General features: G+C 62.6%; 21 protein-coding genes. 5 read left to right on the top strand and 16 right to left on the bottom strand.

Features of this window, described 5'->3' with window-relative positions:
• Positions 1-161 precede the first annotated feature (161 nt).
• A complete protein-coding gene (locus U4Y90_RS15395) occupies positions 162-1,418 on the top strand; it encodes a hypothetical protein (protein ID WP_321795648.1) in 1,257 nt (418 codons plus the stop codon).
• On the opposite strand, the gene U4Y90_RS15390 is transcribed toward U4Y90_RS15395, so the two are convergent.
• The 10 genes from U4Y90_RS15390 to U4Y90_RS15345 form a co-directional block, all read right to left on the bottom strand.
• The gene (locus U4Y90_RS15390) at positions 1,411-1,746 is read right to left on the bottom strand and encodes a Rieske (2Fe-2S) protein (protein ID WP_321795646.1); all 336 of its coding nucleotides are present in this window, start codon (positions 1,744-1,746) and stop codon (positions 1,411-1,413) included. The two genes, U4Y90_RS15395 and U4Y90_RS15390, sit on opposite strands and share 8 nt — an antisense overlap.
• Positions 1,743-2,561 (bottom strand): intradiol ring-cleavage dioxygenase, encoded by an 819-nt coding sequence (locus tag U4Y90_RS15385; protein ID WP_321795644.1) that lies wholly within the window; start codon positions 2,559-2,561, stop codon positions 1,743-1,745. The genes U4Y90_RS15390 and U4Y90_RS15385 overlap by 4 nt, the downstream gene beginning before the upstream one ends.
• Positions 2,558-3,613, bottom strand: a complete 1,056-nt coding sequence (locus U4Y90_RS15380; protein WP_321795642.1) for a maleylacetate reductase — start codon at positions 3,611-3,613, stop codon at positions 2,558-2,560. The genes U4Y90_RS15385 and U4Y90_RS15380 overlap by 4 nt, the downstream gene beginning before the upstream one ends.
• Positions 3,614-3,627: 14 nt before the next feature.
• A complete protein-coding gene (locus U4Y90_RS15375; protein WP_321795640.1) occupies positions 3,628-5,091 on the bottom strand; it encodes an aldehyde dehydrogenase family protein in 1,464 nt (487 codons plus the stop codon).
• An 87-nt stretch (positions 5,092-5,178) separates the two neighbouring features.
• On the bottom strand, positions 5,179-6,174 hold the full coding sequence (locus U4Y90_RS15370) for a hydroxyquinol 1,2-dioxygenase (protein ID WP_321795638.1): 996 nt from the start codon (positions 6,172-6,174) through the stop codon (positions 5,179-5,181).
• A gap of 35 nt (positions 6,175-6,209) precedes the next feature.
• A complete protein-coding gene (locus tag U4Y90_RS15365; RefSeq protein ID WP_321795637.1) occupies positions 6,210-6,701 on the bottom strand; it encodes a hydroxyquinol 1,2-dioxygenase in 492 nt (163 codons plus the stop codon).
• Positions 6,702-6,838: 137 nt separating this feature from the next.
• Positions 6,839-7,285 carry a nuclear transport factor 2 family protein gene (locus U4Y90_RS15360; protein ID WP_321795635.1) on the bottom strand — a complete coding sequence of 149 codons (447 nt, stop codon included), beginning with the start codon at positions 7,283-7,285 and terminating at the stop codon, positions 6,839-6,841.
• Between the two features lie 23 nt (positions 7,286-7,308).
• The gene (locus U4Y90_RS15355) at positions 7,309-7,686 is read right to left on the bottom strand and encodes a c-type cytochrome (RefSeq protein WP_321795633.1); all 378 of its coding nucleotides are present in this window, start codon (positions 7,684-7,686) and stop codon (positions 7,309-7,311) included.
• Positions 7,683-9,407, bottom strand: coding sequence for an FAD-dependent oxidoreductase (locus U4Y90_RS15350; RefSeq protein WP_321795631.1), 1,725 nt, complete (start codon positions 9,405-9,407; stop codon positions 7,683-7,685). The genes U4Y90_RS15355 and U4Y90_RS15350 overlap by 4 nt, the downstream gene beginning before the upstream one ends.
• Before the next feature lie 26 nt (positions 9,408-9,433).
• Positions 9,434-10,378, bottom strand: a complete 945-nt coding sequence (locus tag U4Y90_RS15345; protein WP_321795629.1) for a transporter — start codon at positions 10,376-10,378, stop codon at positions 9,434-9,436.
• 257 nt (positions 10,379-10,635) lie between these two features.
• Between U4Y90_RS15345 and U4Y90_RS15340 the strand changes: the two genes are divergently transcribed.
• Positions 10,636-11,481 (top strand): AraC family transcriptional regulator, encoded by an 846-nt coding sequence (locus U4Y90_RS15340; protein WP_321795627.1) that lies wholly within the window; start codon positions 10,636-10,638, stop codon positions 11,479-11,481.
• 31 nt (positions 11,482-11,512) lie between these two features.
• Complete coding sequence (locus U4Y90_RS15335; RefSeq protein WP_321795625.1) at positions 11,513-12,478, top strand: LysR family transcriptional regulator; 966 nt, start codon at positions 11,513-11,515, stop codon at positions 12,476-12,478.
• 9 nt (positions 12,479-12,487) lie between these two features.
• On the opposite strand, the gene U4Y90_RS15330 is transcribed toward U4Y90_RS15335, so the two are convergent.
• The 4 genes from U4Y90_RS15330 to U4Y90_RS15315 all read right to left on the bottom strand — a co-directional run bounded on the left by U4Y90_RS15330 (position 12,488) and on the right by U4Y90_RS15315 (position 15,408).
• A complete protein-coding gene (locus tag U4Y90_RS15330) occupies positions 12,488-13,408 on the bottom strand; it encodes an AEC family transporter (RefSeq protein ID WP_321795623.1) in 921 nt (306 codons plus the stop codon).
• Positions 13,409-13,526: 118 nt separating this feature from the next.
• Positions 13,527-14,573, bottom strand: coding sequence for a catalase (locus U4Y90_RS15325; protein WP_321795621.1), 1,047 nt, complete (start codon positions 14,571-14,573; stop codon positions 13,527-13,529).
• A gap of 59 nt (positions 14,574-14,632) precedes the next feature.
• The gene (locus tag U4Y90_RS15320) at positions 14,633-15,007 is read right to left on the bottom strand and encodes a c-type cytochrome (RefSeq protein ID WP_321795836.1); all 375 of its coding nucleotides are present in this window, start codon (positions 15,005-15,007) and stop codon (positions 14,633-14,635) included.
• A 23-nt stretch (positions 15,008-15,030) separates the two neighbouring features.
• A complete protein-coding gene (locus U4Y90_RS15315; protein ID WP_321795619.1) occupies positions 15,031-15,408 on the bottom strand; it encodes a hypothetical protein in 378 nt (125 codons plus the stop codon).
• 463 nt (positions 15,409-15,871) lie between these two features.
• Between U4Y90_RS15315 and U4Y90_RS15310 the strand changes: the two genes are divergently transcribed.
• Positions 15,872-16,339, top strand: a complete 468-nt coding sequence (locus tag U4Y90_RS15310) for a zinc-finger-containing protein (RefSeq protein WP_321795617.1) — start codon at positions 15,872-15,874, stop codon at positions 16,337-16,339.
• A gap of 28 nt (positions 16,340-16,367) precedes the next feature.
• Positions 16,368-16,841: a hypothetical protein gene (locus U4Y90_RS15305; protein WP_321795616.1), complete on the top strand. Its 474-nt coding sequence runs from the start codon at positions 16,368-16,370 to the stop codon at positions 16,839-16,841.
• Between the two features lie 1,751 nt (positions 16,842-18,592).
• On the opposite strand, the gene U4Y90_RS15300 is transcribed toward U4Y90_RS15305, so the two are convergent.
• Positions 18,593-19,570: a ParB/RepB/Spo0J family partition protein gene (locus tag U4Y90_RS15300; RefSeq protein WP_321795614.1), complete on the bottom strand. Its 978-nt coding sequence runs from the start codon at positions 19,568-19,570 to the stop codon at positions 18,593-18,595.
• Positions 19,567-20,778 (bottom strand): ParA family protein, encoded by a 1,212-nt coding sequence (locus tag U4Y90_RS15295; protein ID WP_321795612.1) that lies wholly within the window; start codon positions 20,776-20,778, stop codon positions 19,567-19,569. The genes U4Y90_RS15300 and U4Y90_RS15295 overlap by 4 nt, the downstream gene beginning before the upstream one ends.
• Positions 20,779-20,793 lie beyond the last annotated feature (15 nt).

Here is a 20,793-nt window from a genome sequence, read left to right as displayed (position 1 = left end):
CGGGCGCATCGCCTGGGCTAATCGACGAGCATTCCATCGTCCCCGCGCGCGACGCGGGACAAAGGTCCGTCATCGGTCCGTCCGCGTTCGTCCGGACGACTCGCGGAACGTGCGCTTGTTTACTCGAGATGGATGTCGACCATTTAGTTGTGCATATCGACATGACGAACTTCGTTCATACCGGTGTTCCGGCTTTGCGCTTCATCCGATTCAAGGCCATTGCGCTAGCAGTCGCCGCAAGCATGCTGCTCGCCGCATGCGGCGGCGGTGGCGGCGGCGACAGCACCGCATCGTCCACGACCGCCACGCAGAGCGGCAGCGCGTCCGCTTCCGGCGTGAGCGTCACGGCATCGGATACGCCGGCTTCGGACTCGGGAACGTCGAAGAGCACGACGAGCCCGTCTTCGACCGACAGCACCGGGACGACGCCATCGACGGGCACGGACAGCGCCGCGTCCTCGTCCGCTGGCAGCGGCAGCGCGACCGCATCTCAGTCCGCGCGGCTCTTCTACGGCGTGAACGGCCACAATAACGAAGGCGGCGCCTACGATATTTCCAGCCCCGCGCTGCAGCTTTCGCAATTGCAGGATCTCGGCGCGAAGCTCTATCGCAACGAAGTTTATGACGAGCACACCGCGAACAAGCTCGCGGGCATCGCGCAGACGATGGCGGCCGGCGGCGTCACCGTGTATCCGGTGATCCTGTCGGCCATCAACATCTTCAGCAACGAAACCGACGCCTATAACGCCGGCTTCACGCTCGGCCAGAAGACGGCGAGCTCGCGCCGCTATCCGTACTACGAGGTCACGAACGAGATGGAAGCCGAGCTGCTCCTCGGCAATGTCGACGGCGTCTATCCGCAGCAGTTCGATCTCGCGAAGTTCCGGGTCCTGCGCGGCGTGATCCGCGGAATGATCGCGGGCATCAAGTCGATCGATACGTCGGGGAAGATCATCATGGGCGGCGGCACGTGGCTGCACTACGGCTTCCAGAAGATGCTCGCGACCGGCATGGAACCCGATGGCAGCGTCGGGCATCCGGTCGTCGACTGGGACATCACCGCATGGCACTGGTACTCGGAACAGGGCGACATCACCAACGCGTGCGGCGGCACCGGCTGTCATAACGTGCTCGCCGAGCTGAAGGCGCTCGGCAAGCCGATCTGGATCAACGAGTTCGGCGTGCGCCCGTACTACGGGACCGATCAGCAGATCGCGGCCTATCTCACCGGCAATCTGATGATGGCGCAGTTCGTCGCGCTCGCATCGACCTACGATATCGAATCGATCCAGAGCTACGAGCTCTACGACGATCCGGTCGGCGGAGAAGGCCCGTACGGTTTGCTGCAAAACGACGGCGTCACGCAGAAGCCCGCTTACGCCGCGTACAAGAACTTCGTCGCGACACACCCTATGTGACGTCGCCGCCCTCGATCAGCACACGGCCATGCTCGATGCGGATCGGAATGCGCCGCAGGCTCGCGCCGAGACACGGCCCGTCGACGCACACGCCGTCCTCGAAGCGAAACATCGCGCTGTGATGGGCGCACATCAGCAGCGCGCCTTCGTAGGTCCAGAATGCGTCGGGCTCGTAGTTGAGCGGAATCGAGAAGTGCGGGCAGACGTTGCGATACGCCCATGCCTCGCCGCCGCGACGCAGCACGAGCACCGAGGGCGCGGCTTCGAGGCCGCCGCCATCGGGGATGTCGTGGAGCGCGCAGACATCGGTGTGCGCCGGATGGCTCACGCTCGCACCCGCGGAATCAGGACGAAATCGCGCCTGGCATCGTAGCCTTCCTTGCCCGCGACGTACTCGATGACGAGCGAGGGCTTCACGCCGAACACCGCATCGGAACTCACGTAGGGATCGTCGGAAGAATAGAGCGCGGTCGTCAGCGATTCGTAGCCGGGCGCATCGATGCGAAAGTGAATGTGCGCGGGCCGCATCGGATGCCGGCCGGTCGCGACGAGCATCTGGCCGACGGGGCCATCGGTCGGAATCGGATAGCTCGTCGGCTTGATCGAATGGAACGCGTAGCCGCCTTCCGCGTTCGTGCGGAAGCGCCCGCGCAGATTGCCTTCCGGCTGATCCGGGTCCTGCCCTTCGTACATGCCGTTCGGCGCGGTCTGCCAGACTTCGATCAGCGCGTCCGCGACGGGCTTGCCGTTCACATCGCTCACCGTGCCGTGAAAGAAAACCGGCTCGCCATCGCTTTGCGCGATGTTCGCGCCGAACGGCGATTCCTTCACGCCATCGCGATAGAACGGTCCGAGCAGGCTGCTTTCGGTCGCGGCTTCGTCGTGATGCTGGTTGATGTCGTCGAGCACGATCGACAGCCCCAGCGTGTCCGACAGCAAGATGAACTCCTGGCGGATGCCATCGCACTTCTTGCCGGTCGCGGTCAGGAACTCGATGCCGCGTCGCCATTCATCGTGCGTGAGCTTCACTTCGCGCGCGAACGCATGCAGATGACGCACGAGCGCGGTGACGATTTCCTTCGTGCGCGCATCGGCGCACTCGCCGAAGGATTCGGTGACGGATTGCGTGAGTGACTCGTTCATGGTCGTCGTCCTTCGTAAGCCGCTTCGAGCAACGCACGCAGCGGCGCGCGCTCGACCGGCCGCGGATTCCAGTACGGGCTCTTCAACGCGATATCGACGGCGATATCGATATCGCTCTCTTTCATGCCGATGTCCTTCAGCGCGGTCGGCGCGCCGTTCACACGCGCGAGCTCGAACGCGCCTTGCGCCGCGTCCTCCGCGCCGAACGCGCGGGCGATGCGCTTCATCGCGTCCGGCGCGGCGTCACGGTTATAGGCGAGCGCATGCGGCAGCACGACAGTATGCGTTTCGGCATGCGGCAGGTTGAACGTGCCGCCGAGCGTGTGACACAGCTTGTGATGCAGCGACATGCCGACGCTTCCGAGCACCGCGCCGCACAGCCATGCGCCGTACAGGCAATCGCCGCGCGCATCGAGATCGTCGGGCTTGGCGACAACCTTGCCGATGCCATGCGCCAGCGCGCGAATGCCTTCTTCGGCCATCAGGCTCACGACGGGATTCGCGTCCTGCGCGTACAGCCCTTCGGCCGCATGCGCGATCGCGTTGATGCCGCTCGTCACGGAAAGCGACGCGGGCAGCGACACCGTGAGTTGCGGATCGTAGATCACGGTCTTCGGCAGCACGCGCAGATCGCGGCCGGTCTTCTTCAGGCCCGCTTCGGTGAGGCCGTAGATCGGCGTCATCTCCGAGCCCGCGTAGGTCGTCGGCACGGCGAGTATCGGCAGCGACGATGTCAGCGCGATCGCCTTGCCGAGTCCCGTCGTCGAGCCGCCGCCGATGGCGATCGCGCAATCCGCGCCGATACGCTGCGCATACTCGCGCGCCTCGCGCGCCGTTTCGACGGGCACGTGCATCACCGCTTTCGCAAACACGCCGGCTGCCCGATGACCGATGCGCTGCGCGAGCGCCTCGGCCTGGTCGCGCTGCGGCGGCGTCGAGAGGATGAGCGCGCGCTGCGCACCCAGAAGTTCGATCTCGCGTTCGAGATGTTCGATGCTTCCCGCACCGAACACGACGCGCGACGGCATGGCCTGATAGACGAACGATTGCATGGTTTCGAGTGCGCTCAGCGCGGATAGTAAGGCGGAATATTGGCGTCGACGTTCACCCACACCGACTTGGCCTGAGTATATTCGCGCATCACTTCGAAGCCCATCTCGCGCCCGTATCCGCTCGCGCCGACGCCGCCGAAGGGCGATCCCGGACTCACGCGCTTGTAGCAGTTGATCCACACCATGCCGCTCTTCAGTTGCCGCGCGAAGAGATGCGCGCGTTGCAGATCGCGCGTCCAGAGCCCCGCGCCGAGGCCGTATTCGGTGCCGTTGGCGATCGCGAGTCCCTCTTCGTCCGACTTGAAAGTGCTGACGGTGACGAACGGACCGAACACCTCTTCTTGCGCCACGCGATCCGTCGGCTTGGCCTGCACGATGGTCGGCTCGACATAGCAGCCATTTGCGAGCGCCGCGGCGTCCGGCGACTTGCCGCCCGCGAGCACGCGCCCGCCCTCTTCGCGAGCGATATCGACATACGAAAGCACGCGATCGCGATGCATCTGCGACGTGAGCGGCCCCATTTCCGTCGACGGATCGAGCGGATCGCCGATGCGGATCGAGCGCGCGAGCGACGTGAAGCGTTCGAGCAGTTCGTCGGCGATGGACTCGTGCACGATCAGTCGCGATGCCGCGATGCACGCCTGCCCCTGGTTATGGAAGATGCCGAACGCCGAGCCTTGCACGACGGCGTTGAGATCGGCGTCGCCGAACACGACGTTCGCGCCCTTGCCGCCCAGTTCGAGTTGCACTTTCTTCAGATTGCCGCTCGATGCCTGCACGATCTTGCGGCCCACCGCCGTCGATCCGGTGAACGCCACCTTGCCGATCTCAGGATGCTCGGCAATGTATTGCCCTGCAACGTGACCGAGGCCCGGCAGCACATTGACGACGCCCGCGGGAAAGCCGACCTCGGCCATCAACCGGGCAATCGCGAGGCTCGACAACGGCGTCAGTTCCGCCGGCTTCATCACGACGCAATTGCCCGCCGCGAGCGCGGGCGCCATCTTCCAGCTCGTGAACATCAGCGGGAAATTCCACGGCACGACTTGCCCGACGATACCCACGGGCTCGCGCGTCAGATAGTTGAGAAAGCCCGCTTCGACCGGTATCACCGAGCCTTCGAACTTGTCGGCCATGCCGCCGAAGTAGCGGAACGTCGCGGCCGTGCGCGGCACGTCGAGGTTGCGCGTATCGCGGATCGGGTGACCCGTGTCCATCGATTCGAGGCGCGCGAGTTCGTCGGCGTTCGCTTCGATGGCATCGGCGAGCTTCAGGAGCAGGCGTCCGCGATCCGCCGCCGCCATTGCGCTCCACGCCGGGAATGCCTTTTTCGCGGCCTGCACCGCGCGATCGACGTCCTCGCGGCCGGCCATCGAGACCTGCGCGATCTCGCTGTTGTCGTGCGGGTTCAGGGTCGCGAGCGTAGCGCCGGAAAGGGCGGGCACGAAGCGGCCATCGATGAAGAGTTGCGTTTGCATGTCTTGCTCGTGTCGAAGATTGAAGACGAAGCCTTCCCCGCGACGCCTTCGCAAGGCGCCGTCGTGAGGCATCGGAACGTGAAGGGTTTAAAGCGCGACCGGATACGGCGGCAGTTCGCCGCTTTCGTAGCGCTTCGGCAGATCGGGCGTCGCGTTCTCCCACACGAGCAGCATCGAGCGCTTCTGCGAATAACCCTTGTGGCGGATGTCGGCGGGCATCGCGGCGATATCGCCGGCGTTCATCGTGATGCGCGCGCGCGGCTCGCCGGTGTCCTTGTCGGCGACATCCCAGATGATCTGATCAGACAGTTGCAGGAACCACTCGACGCGATCATTGCCATGAAAGACCGGCAGCACGAACTCCTCGGTCGTCGGGCAAAAGAGACTTTGCTTGCACACCGAGGTGACCGACGGATTCCACGTCACGTCCGAGCGCGACAGATACTTGAAGAGACTGAATGCATGCAGTTGCCCTTCGAATCCCGCTTCGGCATGAATCTCCGGTTCGTCCTGCGATACGTCGGCAAACTGGCGATTCACCGGGAAGTCGTCGCGCAACGGCGAGTCGCCTTCGAGGCCCGGCATGCGCTTGGTCGCGATGCGCGTGCGGTCGATCGCCGCGATGTTGTCGCCGTGCTTCGCGCCGAATGCAGAGCCGGTTTCTTCCGGCGCCGCGAACGGGTCGAAGCCTTCGTTGACCCAGTCCTTCAGGATCGCCTTGAAGGTCGCCATGATGATCGGCGTTTCGAACTGCTGCGTGTAGTCGACGCCCGCCTCGCGAAAGCTCGCGTTGTACGCGCCGGCATACATGTCGACCTTGCCGTAGTGATTGCGCGTGCCGATCACTTCGTCGAAATTCACCCAGCCGTAGAAGAAGCCCCACGCGACGTCGCGCATCATCGCGCGCAGGAAGTCGTCGGCGTGCATCTGATGCGAGCGCGTCTGTCCCTGCGCGGGCCACTTAACGGTGACGAAATACGCGTCGCGACTGAATTCGAAATCGCCCAGCTTGAATGTGCGGTAGCCCGTGGTCGCATCGGGGTCGGTGGCGACGACGCTTTGCAGGAAAACGGTTTGATCCATGATGGTGTGCTCCGAAAGATGAGAGTTCGCGGGATTCACTGAATGCAGATATCGGCCCACTTCTCGACCGATGCCGCGCCGAGGATCGTCTGCACGAGCAGCACGCCGGTCTTTCTCGCTTCGAAGCGATACGCCGCGCCCGCTGGCAGCAAGGCCTGATGTCCACGACGCAGGCGCACGAAGCCCATCTTCTGGCCCGAGGGTTCGCCTTCGAGCTTCACCGTGCCTTCGGTGTCTTCGGCCACGAGCGCGCCATCGGAAGGCTTGATGAAGTGCACGTCGATCTCGCCATCGAGCGCGACGGCGAATTCATCGTGCGATGCCGTGAACCACGGCGACACGCCTTCCGCGCGCAAGGTTTCGATCACGTACTTGAGGTTCTTGCCGACGACCACTTTTTCATACGGCGCGGAATGGCTCGCGACTTCGAACACGTTGGACATCACGTAATGCGAGGCCTGGCCCTTGATGATTTCGATGGTGCCCTTGCAATAGTTATCGAGGCTGCCGAGTTGGGTCTGTTGCATGTCTGTCTCCATGTCTGCGTTCACGTTCGCGGTGTCGCGCTGGAATCAAGATTAGGGCTGCGAGAGCCGCGAGGCAATGAATCGAGGTTCGCGTTTGCCGAACGATGCGTGCTCGATCGTCACCCTAGGGAAAGTACTTACTTCTGCGCTTCCCGCTCCGCCAGCCACGGATAGCGCTGCGTGTCCGCGCCTTCGTAGTCGGGGTCGAGATAGATGAAGCAGCGCTGGATCTTGAAGTCGCGGATTTCGAACACATCGGTCCAGCGGCCCGCGTGCGTGACGCCCGCGCGCCAGTCGACGCCGTGCTTCGTCGTGCCGTAGCTCGTGCCTTCGACGACCACCGTATCGCCCTGCTGAATCACGTTGAGATAGGCGAGGTCGTGCTTGAACTTCGCGACGATCGAGCCGAGATCGGCGAAGAGCCTTTCGAAGGCCGCGCGGCCGGTCGCGATGCCCCACTTCGGGAAATAGACTTCGGCGTGGTCGTCGAAGAGATCGAAAAAGGCCGCGCCGCGATCGAGCCTGCGCAGATATTCGAGCGCAATGGTCTTGCGCTGTTCGTCGGTCATGGTGATGGGGTTCATGCTTTCGTCTCCTGATGGTCGGTTCAATGCAGCGTGCGTAGATAAGCGATGATCTTTTGCCGCCGCGCTTCATCGCCTTCGAAATAGGTCATCGCGTTACCGGGCGCGACGGATTGCGTATCGGTGAGCCAGGCGTCGAGCAGTTTTTCGTCCCACGCCTTGCCCGATGCGGCCGCCTTCATGCCCGCCGAATACTTGAAGCCCGGCTCCGATGCCATGGGCTTGCCGATAATCCCGAAGAGATTCGGCCCTTGCCCGTTCGGCTCGCCCTTGCCGAAGGTATGGCACACGGCGCAGTTGTTGGTCGTGAGCTTCTTGCCGATCGCGACGGGATCCTGTTGCGCATGGGCCGCGGCGCTGACGAGCGCGAGCATCGTCAATAAGTTAGCTATCCGAATCATGATTGGCTCCCGTTGGCGGATTGCGCCGCGCGATAGGCGAACGCGATGATCGGTCCGAGCGTGCCGCCGCCCGCCCAGTAAGCACGCGCGGACGCCGACGCGACGCAATTGCCGACGCCGTACAAGCCCCTGATCGGTTCGCCGCGCGTATCGAGCACTTGTCCGTGCGAATTGGTTTTCGGTCCGCCCTTGGTATCGAGATTCCCCGCGACGATCAACGCCGCGTAGTACGGCCCTTTCGCGGAGAGCGGATACATCGTCTCGTTCTTCTGATCCGCTTTCTTCGATACCGGCCCGTTGAACAGCTTCTCGACAATGCGCTCGCCACGATGGAAATCCTGATCCGTGCCGGTCTTCGCGAAGCCGTTGAAGCGCCGGATCGTCGCGTCGAGGTTGCGCACGAAGTCGCCGGAAACGTCGGCGCCGCCGAGCGCGCTCTTGTACTTCGCCATGCGTTCGCGGATCGCGCCCGCGAGTTCAGCAAGCGTATTGCCGCGCAACACATGCCGGTCGTTCGATCCCTTCGGCACGATGAGACTGCCGTAGTCATCGCTCGCGCAATGGTCCTGCGCCTGCTGATCCCAGATCGAGATGAGCGTGAGGTTCGGATACTCGCCCTTCGCGCCGTCCCATTCGGAAAACGTCGCGCAGACTTCGTTGTACGCGAGTTTTTCGTTGACGACGCGCTTGCCGTACTTGTTCACGTAGAGCATCGAATCGCCCGTAGGCGTGAAGATGCCGGAGAGCGAGCCGTCCTTCGCGATGGCCTTGTCGAGCGAGATCGGCGCCATCCACGAATAGTTCATGTTGCGCAACTGCACATCGAGCGCGCTCGCGATGCGCACGAAATCGCCCTCGTTGGTCGGCGCCGCACAGCCGCCATACACCGCGCCGTGCAGGAAGTTCTTGCGCAGTTCGGGATCGTGCGTAAAGCCGCCGGTGGCGAAGATCACCGCTTTCTTCGCCCGCACGCGATAGAGCGTGCCCTCTTCCGTCAGCGATTCGACGCCGATCACCGCGCCCGCTTCATCGACGAGCACCTTCTGCACGCGATAACCCGTCCTGATGTCGATGCCGTCGCGCCGTGCCGCCGCGCTCATCGTGCGGATCGCGACGCGCCCGCCATCGGACATGCTCGGCAAGCCCTCCTTCGGGAACAGCACGCGGCCGCGTGGCGCCTTGTCTTCGGGAAGCTCGGCCCAGTAGTCCGGCACCGCCGCTTCATGCCGATAGGGCAGCGCGCCCTTGCTCGCGAGCAGTTCCGCCGCGGGCGATGCGCTGTCATAGATCGCCTCGCACATCTCGTACTCCCAGTCGGAAAGACCGAGCTTGGGCAGCGACGGATCGTACTGCTCGGGGCGCGACAGTCGCGCGACATAGCGCATGTAGTCCGCCTTGGGATCGGCGATGCCCGCGCGGCGCATCGGCTCGTTGTTCGGCACCCAGTACCAGAACGCCGCCTTCGCGGCCGTGCCGCCCACGCTGCCCGCCTTCTCCAGGATCACGACGCGATTGCCGAGCCAGCGCGAGAACAGCGCGCACGGCAAGCCGCCGCCACCGCCGCCGCACACGACGACGTCGTACTCTGCATCGAATTTGATGTCGCTTGCGGCGCGCGCCGTGAGCGACACCGCGCCGAATGCGGCCGCCGCGGTTCCCGCGCCCGCGGCCTTGATGAAATTGCGCCGCGACGCGACGGGAGGATTGTTCGTCTCACTCATGTTTGTCTCCATCGTTGGAAATGTGCTCACCAGTAGTGCCACGCCTGCACGAGAATCCCGTTGGTGAGCGTGGTGTTGCGCCCCGAGACCGAATGCTGGTATTGGATGGAAAGCTGGTCGTACATCTTCTGGTGCAGGAACGGCAAGCTGTTCGGCTTGAACTGGAACAGCACGCCCAGCCCTACGGTCGTTTCGCGGCTCGCGCTGTTCGAGACCGGCATCGATGCGGTCTGGTCGAACGTGCCGCCGCTCGTCTGATAGTCGAGACCCACGAAGGGAATGGCGAAGGGGCTGTCGGGCGGCGAGATGCTGTAGCCGACGCGCAGATTCAGATGGAACGTGTTGCCCGGGCTCAGGTCGTCGTGGCCCGAGCGCAGTGTGCGGCCGCGCACGATGCCGCCGAGCAGCAGATCAACATTCAGGTGTCCGTACCAGTCGTCATAGAAAACGGAAGGCCAGAAGGACCACGTATTCGTCGATACCGCGTCCTGCCCGATCGGCACTTGCACGTAGGCCTGAAAGCCGAGCGTCGTCGCGGGCGCGGGGTTGTACCAGACGAGTCCGCCGACGAGCGGATCGCCGAGGCCGCTCGCCGAGAACTGCGAGCCTTGCGTGCGGATCGCGGGCAGCGTGATGCTCGCATTGAAGCCCACATGCGGCAGCGACGGCACTTTCCAGTAGTGAATGAATGTCGACAGCCCGACGAACGTGTTCGTGCCCGGACCCGCGACCTGATTGCCGTGCGAATCGAACGCGCGGCTGTCGTGATTCCATTCGAGGTTCTGGCCGAAGGAATCGTAGGTGCCTTCGAAGTCGCTGCTGAACTGCCAGGTTTGCGGGCGGTCCGTCGCGAAAGGAATGCCGGCGGCAAGCGCATCGGCTGCGGGCGTCATCGAGCAGGTCGCGCCGAGCACGGCGAGCGCGCATGCGTGACGTCTTCGTATCGTTCGTTTCGGGTGCCGCGTTTGCATCGTCGTCTCCGGTCGTTCGTGTCGTGTGAGCGAACATTACGGAGGCGCGGCGCGCAGGTCTTTCAGGTTTTGCGGATTACAGATTCCGGGCGAATCGTGCAGGGATTCGGGTAAACACCGGGCGCAAAGCACGCACGCGGCGTTCGCGAATGGCGACCCATCGCGCGTGCAGGCGCTTCGCGAGCGCATCTATACTCGCGTGAACAGCGGCGCGCGATGGTCCGATGCCGAGCCGCGAAGAAAATGGAGACACGCTCATGAGCGCCACCGCCGCGCCCGCCCGCATCGACCGCTTCAGCGCGGTCGCGGGCGTTCCCGGACTCGAATACTGCATCTCGGGCCCGCGTCCTTATTCGCTCGCGCTGAGCAATTCGTCGGACATGATCTGCCTTCTGCTCGGCACGATCGTGTCCGACACGCGTTACGACGACGGCCCCGCCGCGCCCTTCACGTTCCGCGCGGAAACCGCCGCGTATCATCCGCGCGGCGGCAGCATGCGCATCGAGGCGCATGACGTGCGGCACGGGTTCATCGCGTTTCGTTACGCCGATGCCTTCGTGAATCGCATCGCCGATCGCAATGCCGAAGCGCTGCGCCGCGCGGGCAGCCGCAGCAATCTCGGCGCCGATTCGATCCGTCACCTCGTGCGCTACGCGCGGCAGAAGGCGCACGGCGCGACCGGCAAGGTCGACCCGTGGGAAATGCAATGCGTCGCGACGCTCGCGTGGATCGAAACGACGCGCCATCTCGAACGCACCGTGCGCGAGCGCAAGTCCGCGCTGACGGACGCCGGCTTCGCGACGCTCGCAGCCTATGTCGCGGACAACATCGACCAGAGCCTCTCTTGCGCCGATCTCGCCGCCGAACTTCATCTGCCGGTGCGCGCCGTCTTCGATGGCGTGAAGGCGCGCACCGGTCATTCGCTCTATCGCTATGTGCTGGAAAAGCGCATCGGCGCCGCGGCGCGCATGCTGCGCTCGGGCGATGCACCGCTCGTCGATGTCGCCGCCGCGTGCGGATTCTCGTCGCAGCAACACATGACGGCGCTCTTTTCCGAACGGCTCGGCACGACGCCGCTGCGTTACCGGAACGGCACGGCCTAGCGCACGAGCACGGACGAACACAGGAGGAAGCATGGACCTCTTCATGTCGATGGAGGCCTTCGTTCGCGCGGCCGAAGCGCAGAGTTTCGCGAGCGCGGCGCGGCAACTCGGCGTGGCGAAATCGGTCGTCACGTCGCGCGTGAAGCAACTGGAGGAGCACTTCGGCGTCGCATTGTTTCATCGCTCGACGCGCGCGGTGCGTCTCTCCGAAGTCGGGGAGTCCTACTATCAGGATTGCCTGCTGCTGGTCTCGAAGGTGAACGAGTTGTCGGGGCGTGCGATTCCCGAAACGCAGTCGCTTTCGGGCACGCTCAATGTTCATGTGCTGCCGGGCTTCGCGCTGGGGCATTTCTCGCAGGCGCTGATCGCGTTTCGCGAGGCGCATCCGCGTATCGAGTTCGTCGTGACGGTGAACGATCGCGTGATCGATCCCGTGCAGGAAGGCTTCGATCTCGCGCTGCAGATCTATCCGCCCGCGTCGAATCTGCTGGTCGAGCGCAAGCTCTTTCCGGTGCGCGGCGTCTTGTGCGCGACGCCCGCGTATCTCAAGGAAGAGCCTGTCATCGAGACGCCGCTCGATTTGCTGCGCCACGATTTCGCGCGTTACGCGCACTATCCGTGGGGCGACAACTGGCCGCTCATGAAGGGCAACGAATGCTATGAAATCGCGCTCAACGCCGTGCTGAAGACGAACAGCGTTCATCTGCTGCTCGAATTCGCGCGCGCGGGCGCGGGCGTCGTCTATCTGCCGACGATGGTCGCCGCAAGCGATCTGCTCGAACAGCGTCTCGTGCGCGTGCTGCCCGACTATGCGGCGCCGCCGTTGTGGCTTTCCGCCGTGTATCCGACCTCGCATCGGTCGACGACCAAGGTGAAAGCCTTCGTCGACTTCCTGCGCGAGCGCTATCTGAGCGAGCCGCAGTGGGACAAGGCGCTCGGCATTTCGCCGCCCGATGACGAAGAGCGCAACGTCGACGAAGAACTCGGCGATGTGTGATTCCGTCGCCTACAGAATGTAGAGCCACGCGAGCAAGGTGACGATCGAAAAGAGCGTGGTCATCGAAATGACTGCGCCGACCACGCCTTTCTCGACGTCGTATTCCGAAGCGAGCACATAAGCGCTTTTCGCGGTCGGCACGGCGGCGCAGACGACCGCGGCGATGGTCGCGGTGTGATCGAGTCGCATCGCGAGGCAGAGCGCATACACGACGAGCGGCACGATGGCGAGCTTGAGCGCGGTCAGAAGCGCATAGAGACTCACGCGCCCGCGCAGCTCGTCGAGCGTCAGGTCCAGGCCGATCGCGAAGAGCGCGCATGGCGTCAGCGCCTCGCCGAGTATCGTCAGAAACGAAGCGAGCGGCGCGGGCAGCGTCAATCCGACGATGGACCACAGCAGTCCGCAAATCGTCGCGAGAATGACCGGGTTGGTCGCGATCTGACGAATGAGGGCCGCCACGTCGATCTTGCGCGTCGCGTCCAGCCGGCCGATCTCGATCAATATGACGAGCACGGGAAACATGACGGCGCCGACGAAAACCGTCGCGACCGCCGCGGCGAGCACACCGGGCTTGCCGTACAGCGTCTTCAGGATCGGCAGCGCGACGAACCCGGTATTGGTCATCGCGACGGCGGCGGCGAGCATCGCACTCGATGCAAGGCTCGCGCCCCGCGCGATGCGCGCGACGAGCAGCACGGCCACGAAGCAGATCATCGAGCCGCCGCCGAACGCGGCGAGAAAGCGCCATTCGAGCAGCGAGCGAAGCGACTCGTCGGCGATGGTGAGGAAGACCAGCGCGGGCATCGCGACGTAGTAGGCGAAGCGCATCAGCGACGGCGCCAGCGCGTGCGGCATGTAACCCGACACGCGCGCCACCCAGCCGGTCAGGATGATGGCGAAGATCGGAAGGATCATGCCGGCAAGATGCATGGCGGGCTCCGATGTCGATGAAGCGCCCGGGCGCGGACGCTCGTCGCTGAATGGGCATCATTATCGGAGAAAAACGTCGCGCGACGCACGATCCTGCGCAGTCGCGCGATGACCGCCTTTAGTGCGCGCCCAGCATTGCACGCGCTTCGTCGCTCGACATCACGCCGCGTCCCTTGCGATTTGCGGCGCTTGCGGCATAAACATCCTGACGCGCATGGGTGATGCCGAGCGGCGCGAAACCGTTGGCCGGATTGAACGCGAGCCGGTCGATGCGCGCTTCGTCGTCGGCCGATGGCGGCGTATCGAGTTCGATCTCACCGATCATCATGACATCCGACTTCCATGCGATGGATGCATCGTTGACCGGCGTCGTTGCTTCATCGACGAAGAATTGCACGCCGAGTTGCCACTTCACCGGCCCTTGCTCCAGACGATTGAAGATATCCGCGCGCAGATAGTTGTCGCCATGGCGTTCGGCGTTGGTACCGGCGGATGTCGACGGATGCGGATGCAGCGAGTACTTGATCGCCGCCTGCCCGAGCTGCACGACCGATCCCCAGTAATGCTCGGTCGCCACGCTATCGACGTGATGCACCTTGGTTTCCTTGAGAAGCACCGCCAGAATGCGCGCGCCCTCGACGGGCCCGAGCTTGGCCATCATCATCTCGCGCAAGCCCTGCGCGATGCCGCTGACCGTGCCCTCGGCAAGCAGCGCGACGATGATGTCGGCCACCGCCATGAACTGAACCGCGTTGCGCGCGTGCGAGCGGCCGCCTTCGTTCGTCAGCAGCAGATCGGTTTCGACGCCCTCCTCCGTGAAGAACTTGAGCGCGATGCCGCGCACATCGGATGCGGTGTCGGCCTGCGGGCACGGCTGTCCGTTGGAAATGCGGCACGCGATACGATACGTGGCCGGGTGCTTCGCGAACGGACCGAGTCGCGCGGCCTCCGGAATATCATCAGCAATCCGAATCGTTCCGAAGGCGCCGAGCAACTGCTTCTGATGCTGCGCGCGGTCGACCTGTCCGCTCAGGCCGGTGTGGCTGCTCGCGGCGAGTTTCGTCTGCTGCGCGCCGATCGCCGAGACGAGCATCGCGAGCGTGGCGGCATCGTCGAGTTTGTCGACCCAGCCAGTGCCGTCGCTGGCTGATTGCGTGGAGTTCATGATCAACCTCCGTTCGCGCTTCGAGTGATAGCGCGCTATTGAAGTCTAGGTGGGTTTTCTTACTTGCGACCCGGCATCGCGCCGGGCGCGATGCTGCCGTCGGCGCGTGCGGCGAAATAGCGGTAGATCGCATCGATATGATTCTCGATCAGCGGAGTGCCACGGTAGGCGGGCATACCCATCGGCGGATTGCCGTCGAGAATCGCCGCGATGAAGCGTTCGCGGCTCTGCGTGCGCGCAAAGCCGACGATCGACGGCGCGGCGAGTCCCTCGTGATCCTTGCCGTGGCAACGCGCGCAGTCGGCGATACGCACCGCCCGCCAGGCATCGACGAGCGCGGCGTCGGTTGTGGCCGGCGCGCCGGGCGTCTGTGCATGCGCGGACACCGACACGCCGAACACGCCCGCGATCGCGCACGACAGCGTTCGTCGCATCACGAAGGTCACCCGGGCGCTGCTCAACGGTTGTGGCCGGCGAGCTTGCCGACGTACTTCCAGCCCTGATCGCGCGACCAGACATAGGTGAAGCCCGTCGGGCCGTCGATGAAGACGGTCATCGGCCGCTCGCCCGCGGACACTTCTTTTCGAGGCTCCGCCGAGGCCGGCGTGATGCGCGCTTCCATCGGCTTGAGACGGGCGTCATGATCGTCGAGGCGCCAGCCGTCGTCATCGGCGTAGATCAGGCGCGACGTTCCGCCCGATGGCGTCTGAATGGTGAGCGCGAGCGAATCGGCATCGTCCATGCCGTTCGCGGCGAAGCTGGTCCCGCACACGGCGCTGAACGCGAGCACCGTGATCGCGACGAGCATCGCGCGCTTTGTCTGATGGGATCTCATTTCAGGTTACCTCCTTGCTGGCCGCGCAGTGGCGGCTATCCAGATGTGCTCATGCTTAGAGAACGAACGTGGCCTCGACGAGTGTGAAGCCCAGAGATCCGCGAGCGCTGGCGATATGGATTCGCTTCCTGATCAGGAGCGTCGCGCATGCCGCGCGTTGTAGCCGCTTCGCCGCAGATGAGAGTTTGTCGTGTGGAAACACCGCCACGCGTGGCCGATGTGCGGCCGTCTTCTGATGGCCTCTACTATCGACCGAACGATCGTCAGAAAAAACCACACACACGGAGGGAGAGCACCCCGCCATTGGGGGACTGCGAAAAGTGCGTTTCCGATCGACCGCCGCCCTTGACGACGCGCACGGCATCGATTTTGCGGCCGCGCTTGCTTATCCGGCGGCTGCGCATCGAGCCAGCCGGATCGGCGCATTTGTTATATTCGTCGTCCTGCCCGGGAGATTCTGGCGATGCGTGTCGGCCGACCTGTCAAACCTCTGCCTCATCCGAACTGCGACTACTGCGGCGCGCCCGCGACCCTGACGCGCGCTGGCGATGAAGCCTATCCGTATCGCGACGATCACGGCCCGCTCTGGACATGCGCCGATTGTCAGGCGTGGATCGGCATCTTTCCGCGCAGCACGCGCAATGTCCCGCTCGGCCGTCTCGCCGATGCCCGGTTGCGCGATCTGAAAGTGAAGCTGCACGCGGCGCTCGAGCCGCTCGTGCAGGCCAAGGTCCGGCGCGACGGCTGCAACGTCTTCGAGGCGCGCTCCAAAGGGATGAAGTGGCTTGCTCAGACGATCGGCGTCGAGCCGGACAAGTGCAGCATCCACACGCTGGACGCCGATCAGTGCGAACGCGCGATCGCGGTCGTCGAACATTTCGAGCAGGAACGCGGACAGCACCCTTCAGATTCGGCGGTCGATGAACGTTAACCTGAGAAGGTCAACCATCGATCCTCGCATGTCACGCACTATTCCTTTTCAGCGCTCGCCCCAGGCGACGCGCGCGCGGCTCGGCAAGGCGCAGCTGCTTCCCATCCCACGCGCGGTGGCGGACGAACTCGCGCTCGCGGCGCATATGTCGCTGACGGCGCTGCGCTCGGGTTCGCCGGACATCGCGCCCGCGCAGCACATCACCGAGGCGATGTATCTCGCCAAGTTCCTCGCGGAAGCGGGACACGGCGACTTCTCGCATGAAGAACTGCTTCGTGCGGACCAGACGATGGCCGCCGTGTTCGACGCCGGCCGTGCGTCCGGTTCGTGGACCGTCGCGGCGGACGACTTCGACCGGCTCGCGGCGATCGTGTCGCTCTACGATCATCAGTTGCGGCGCGCGTCGCTCGCGGCGCTGTCGGTCGCGAGCGAGCGTCTCGAGCGCTTCAAGGCCGGCGAGCCGTATCAGGCGATGCATGTGCGCAAGTCGGCGCCGGTTTGAAAAGGTCGGTCGTGGTCGTGGTCGGAGGGCCGCGAGTAACACGATCGTCAGGCTGCGATCAGCTTTCGATGCGGTGCCGCGCACGGACTCGATTCGAGCCGCGCGATGTGGCCGGCCATGCTCCTGTCGACATGCCCGACGCGTATATATCAAGTTTGTAGGTGGATAACCTGTTCCGCCATCGGCCTTTCTGCGCAACACGAAATTTGTATCGATTGATACAGGCAAATGGGGAAACTCGTCGAAGGTTCGTTCGCAGCCATCTACCCGACGTTTGCGCGTGGCATTCGACTGTGTCTTAGACCACTTTTCGTGAAACAAGCTGAGAATAATTTCATAACTATATGATTATAAAGCAATATGTGATGGTTTAATCTTATTCAGATTGTTTCACGGCGATTTCGGCGCGAGCGACCATCCGGAAGGTCCCGCAGCGACACCGGCTTGGCAATTAGTCAGGTTAATCTCACATTCCCATTCAGGATTTCGAAGGCGCTCTTGGACAGACTCGCTTACCCGCTCACAGATTTCGATCGCAACCAGACGGTGAGTGCGGACTTCATAGTCTCGGCGTCGAGAACGCAACCGCGAGTTCACAAGACTGCGTAATGAGCTTTCGGGACCTAATCCACCGTCCCACAATTAGCAATTCGGCTTTCGCCTTCTGGCTTCATCGACAATCGTGATTTCGGGTGACCTTCCCCAAGTGCACGAGTGCGATATGCGAGTTTGGCGCTTCAGCAAGGCGTTCGCCCGCCCGAACTCGAGGAATATGCGATCGATCCTGCGCCGGAGAAGGTCTCGTGAGCGCTCCGGATGCTCGTTCGAGACGCTCGAAGTATTCGCGTTTCCGATATCGGTTCGATGCCTGCCTGAACGAACCCGGCGGGTCTTTTCGTTTCGCCGTCGATATGCTTAATCTCAGCTAGCCATCTCGACGCGCGTGCGAATGATGAATCAGGTGATTGACTGTCCGAATTCGGACACTAACAACCGTGCCCGTTAAAGCTTAAAGCTTCCGGTACTCGACGGACTGGCTTTGATTTTCGAGGCATCGGGCTTCACTGGATTTAGCTTGCCGTTCAGCCACAAGTGAAAGCGGTTTGCTCGCGATCCCGGCAGACAAGCGTGTAGAGACCTATGTGGCGCGAACTTTTTGCGCTCGCCATTGCGCGTTCCGTGTCACGCCTTCAGCGGCCGAATTCGGACAGTCATCCCCACGTGTTCAGCCCATCGCGCCAGCGAGATTTCAAAAAATTTACGTCTGTTGTCTATCCAAATACGGACACTCACGTCGGCTTCGGCTCCCGATGGCGGCGATTCCGAATTCCACGTTCTCGTTACAGTCCGGCTTCGGACGTTCATTTCGTCATGATCGTCTCATCACGCCCGCGAGACTTCAAATTCCGATTCCACTTCACTGTCCGAATTCGGACACTCATCACGAGGACATCTACTGATTGCGCCCACGAGCCTTCGGACTCCACGTCCCTACCACTGTCCGAATTCGGACACTCATCTCGCCGTGTCCGGTTCATCACGGCGACGGCGCTTCGAATTCCACGCTGGACAGTTCCGCATCTTGACTCTCATCTCAGCGCATTCGGTCCATCACACCGACGAGATGCCGAATCCTATGCCGGCGCGCTGTCCGAATTCGGACACTCTTGCGGATAGCTTGTGCCGCTCGCCCCGACGACACCTCCAAATCACTCCAATAAAAAACCCGCCGAAGCGGGTTCTGAAGCGAATTACTCAGATCGTATCGAGAACATCTTTCCTATGTGTTCTCTAAGCTGGCTTTCCTGCTCCTCAGTCATAACACCCGCTTTGAACTTGAACGTGAGACCTTTGACGTCCTTCGTTATGCTCCCGGCTTGTACCTTGCCGGCGAAAATCTTGAGAATGCTCCGGCCTCCCGCGTCCGTCGCGGACTCGCCACGGCTCGCGTGTGCGCTCAAGCTCGCCGCGACCTTGGTTTGAACGAGATCTCCTGAGAGAACCTGTGGCCACAACTCCTGAAGCGCCTTGAAACCCTGTTCGCCGGTCTTCTTCAGCGCGTTGGCGATATCCTGCGCCGACGACGCTCCGAGCACCGATGGGTTCAAATCCAGATCTCGCTTCACAAAGTCTGGCAACGCATCGTATGCGAGAAAGCGATAAAGATCGCTGCGCGTGATCCCCATCGCTTCCGCTAGCCTGGTCCGATTGGGAAACTCTGCTTCGGCTCGACGGATCGCAATGGCTATTTCGTAATCGGACAGATCATCGCGCGTGACGTTTTCCATTAACGCCAGCGCGGCCATATCCTGATCCGTACAGTCGATGACGACCGCCCGAATCGTTGCCTTGTTAATTAGTTTGTGTGCCCGCCAACGCCGCTCGCCGGCTACGAGCTGAAATGCTTCGCCAACGCGTCGAACCGTCACCGCCTGAAGCAGACCCACCTCACCGATGGAGCGTGCCAGTTCCGAAAGTTTCGCCTCGCTGAATTGGCGACGTGGCTGCCAAGGATTCGGGACAATGGCGTCGACGGAGATTTCCGTTTCGACGCCCCGCGATTCCAGTTCCTGAATCCGAAGCTGAGCGGCAGCCAACGCGCTCGTGATGCCCGGCATCGTCTGCGGACCGCGATTTGTCTTATCCTTTTTGTTCTCGCCTTTGAAATCGGCTGGCTTCGGCAAGTTGGCCGTCTTGGCCATCAGTTGTTCCCGAATATTATTGCTCATGCCGACTCCTTCCACGATTTGACAAACATATCATCCAGCCATTTGGCATATTGCATCATGGGCTGTCGCACGCGTTGAAGCGACTTCGCCGTGGAATGCGTGCTGACGACATCCAGGGCAGTCGAGAAGGAAAGGGCGCCGCCGCTCATCACCGAGCTGGCCGGAATCTCGAATGGATCGAGCCAGCGGCCGTATGCGCTTTGTGCCCATTGACGCACGACCGGCGCCGACGACGTCTTGCCATAGTCGACCTTCGACAGCAGGATGGAGATGAAGTCGTAGACCTTGTCTTCTTCGTAAGGAAGAAAATCTTCCGCGACGTCGGAGAAGAGCCGCCAGAATGCCAACGAACTGATGAAGTCCAGATTCTCGGGAATCATCGGCATGACGAGCGCGTCGGCGGCAAGCAGCGCATTAAGGTTCATGTACGACAGCGACGGTGACGTATCGATCAAGATGTAGTCGTACTGCGATCGCAGCGGTTCGAGACCTTCGCGCAACACCGCCCAGAATCGATAACCTTGAATCGTTTTCTGGCGAGCGGGGAGAAGAAACTCCGCACCATATAAGAACGTGTGACCGGGGATGATGTCGAGGCCGTCCCAATACGTCGACTGTACGCTCGCTCCGAGCCCGCCTTCGACGTTCTGGTCATAGATATAGGGCAGGACGGTATCGTCGCCGGATATTTCCTTCTCGGCATAGAGGCCACACAACTCGGACGCGGATGCCTGCGGATCGAGGTCGATCAGCAAAACCTTGCGACCGAGGAGCGTCAGCGCCTGCGCCAGGCAGACGGTCGTCGTCGTCTTCGCCGATCCGCCTTTCAGTTGAGCAGTCGTCAGTACTTTGCCCCTGAACGCACCGTCACTGTCGTCGAGACGAGTCTGGTAGATATCAGACGCCATCTTCACCCAGACTCGAACTTCCGGCAGAGTAAACGTCCGACTGCGCCCGCTGCCATTGAGCGTGCCCGTCGGCAGCCCACCTTCGCCCTTGGTCACCAGATATTGGATCTGCTGCCGAGTCAGATTGCACATCTCGGCCAGTTCGCTGATCGTATAGAAAGGCGCGACCTTGCGCGGGCGGGGAGCGAGGATTTGTTCCCGAAGGTTGTCCGAAAAGGGTTCGAGGTTATCCGCGAAATCCGCCACTTCACGAAGGGTAACCTTCCGGTCTTCCATAGGTAGAGTGCCTACGTTTGCCATTCTGCGCTTTCTCCA

Source organism: Caballeronia sp. J97 (assembly GCF_905220305.1).
Classification (GTDB): Bacteria; Pseudomonadota; Gammaproteobacteria; order Burkholderiales; family Burkholderiaceae; genus Caballeronia.
The sequence above is the reverse complement of the archived record's forward strand: the minus strand, read 5'-3'. Positions and strand labels throughout refer to the sequence as shown.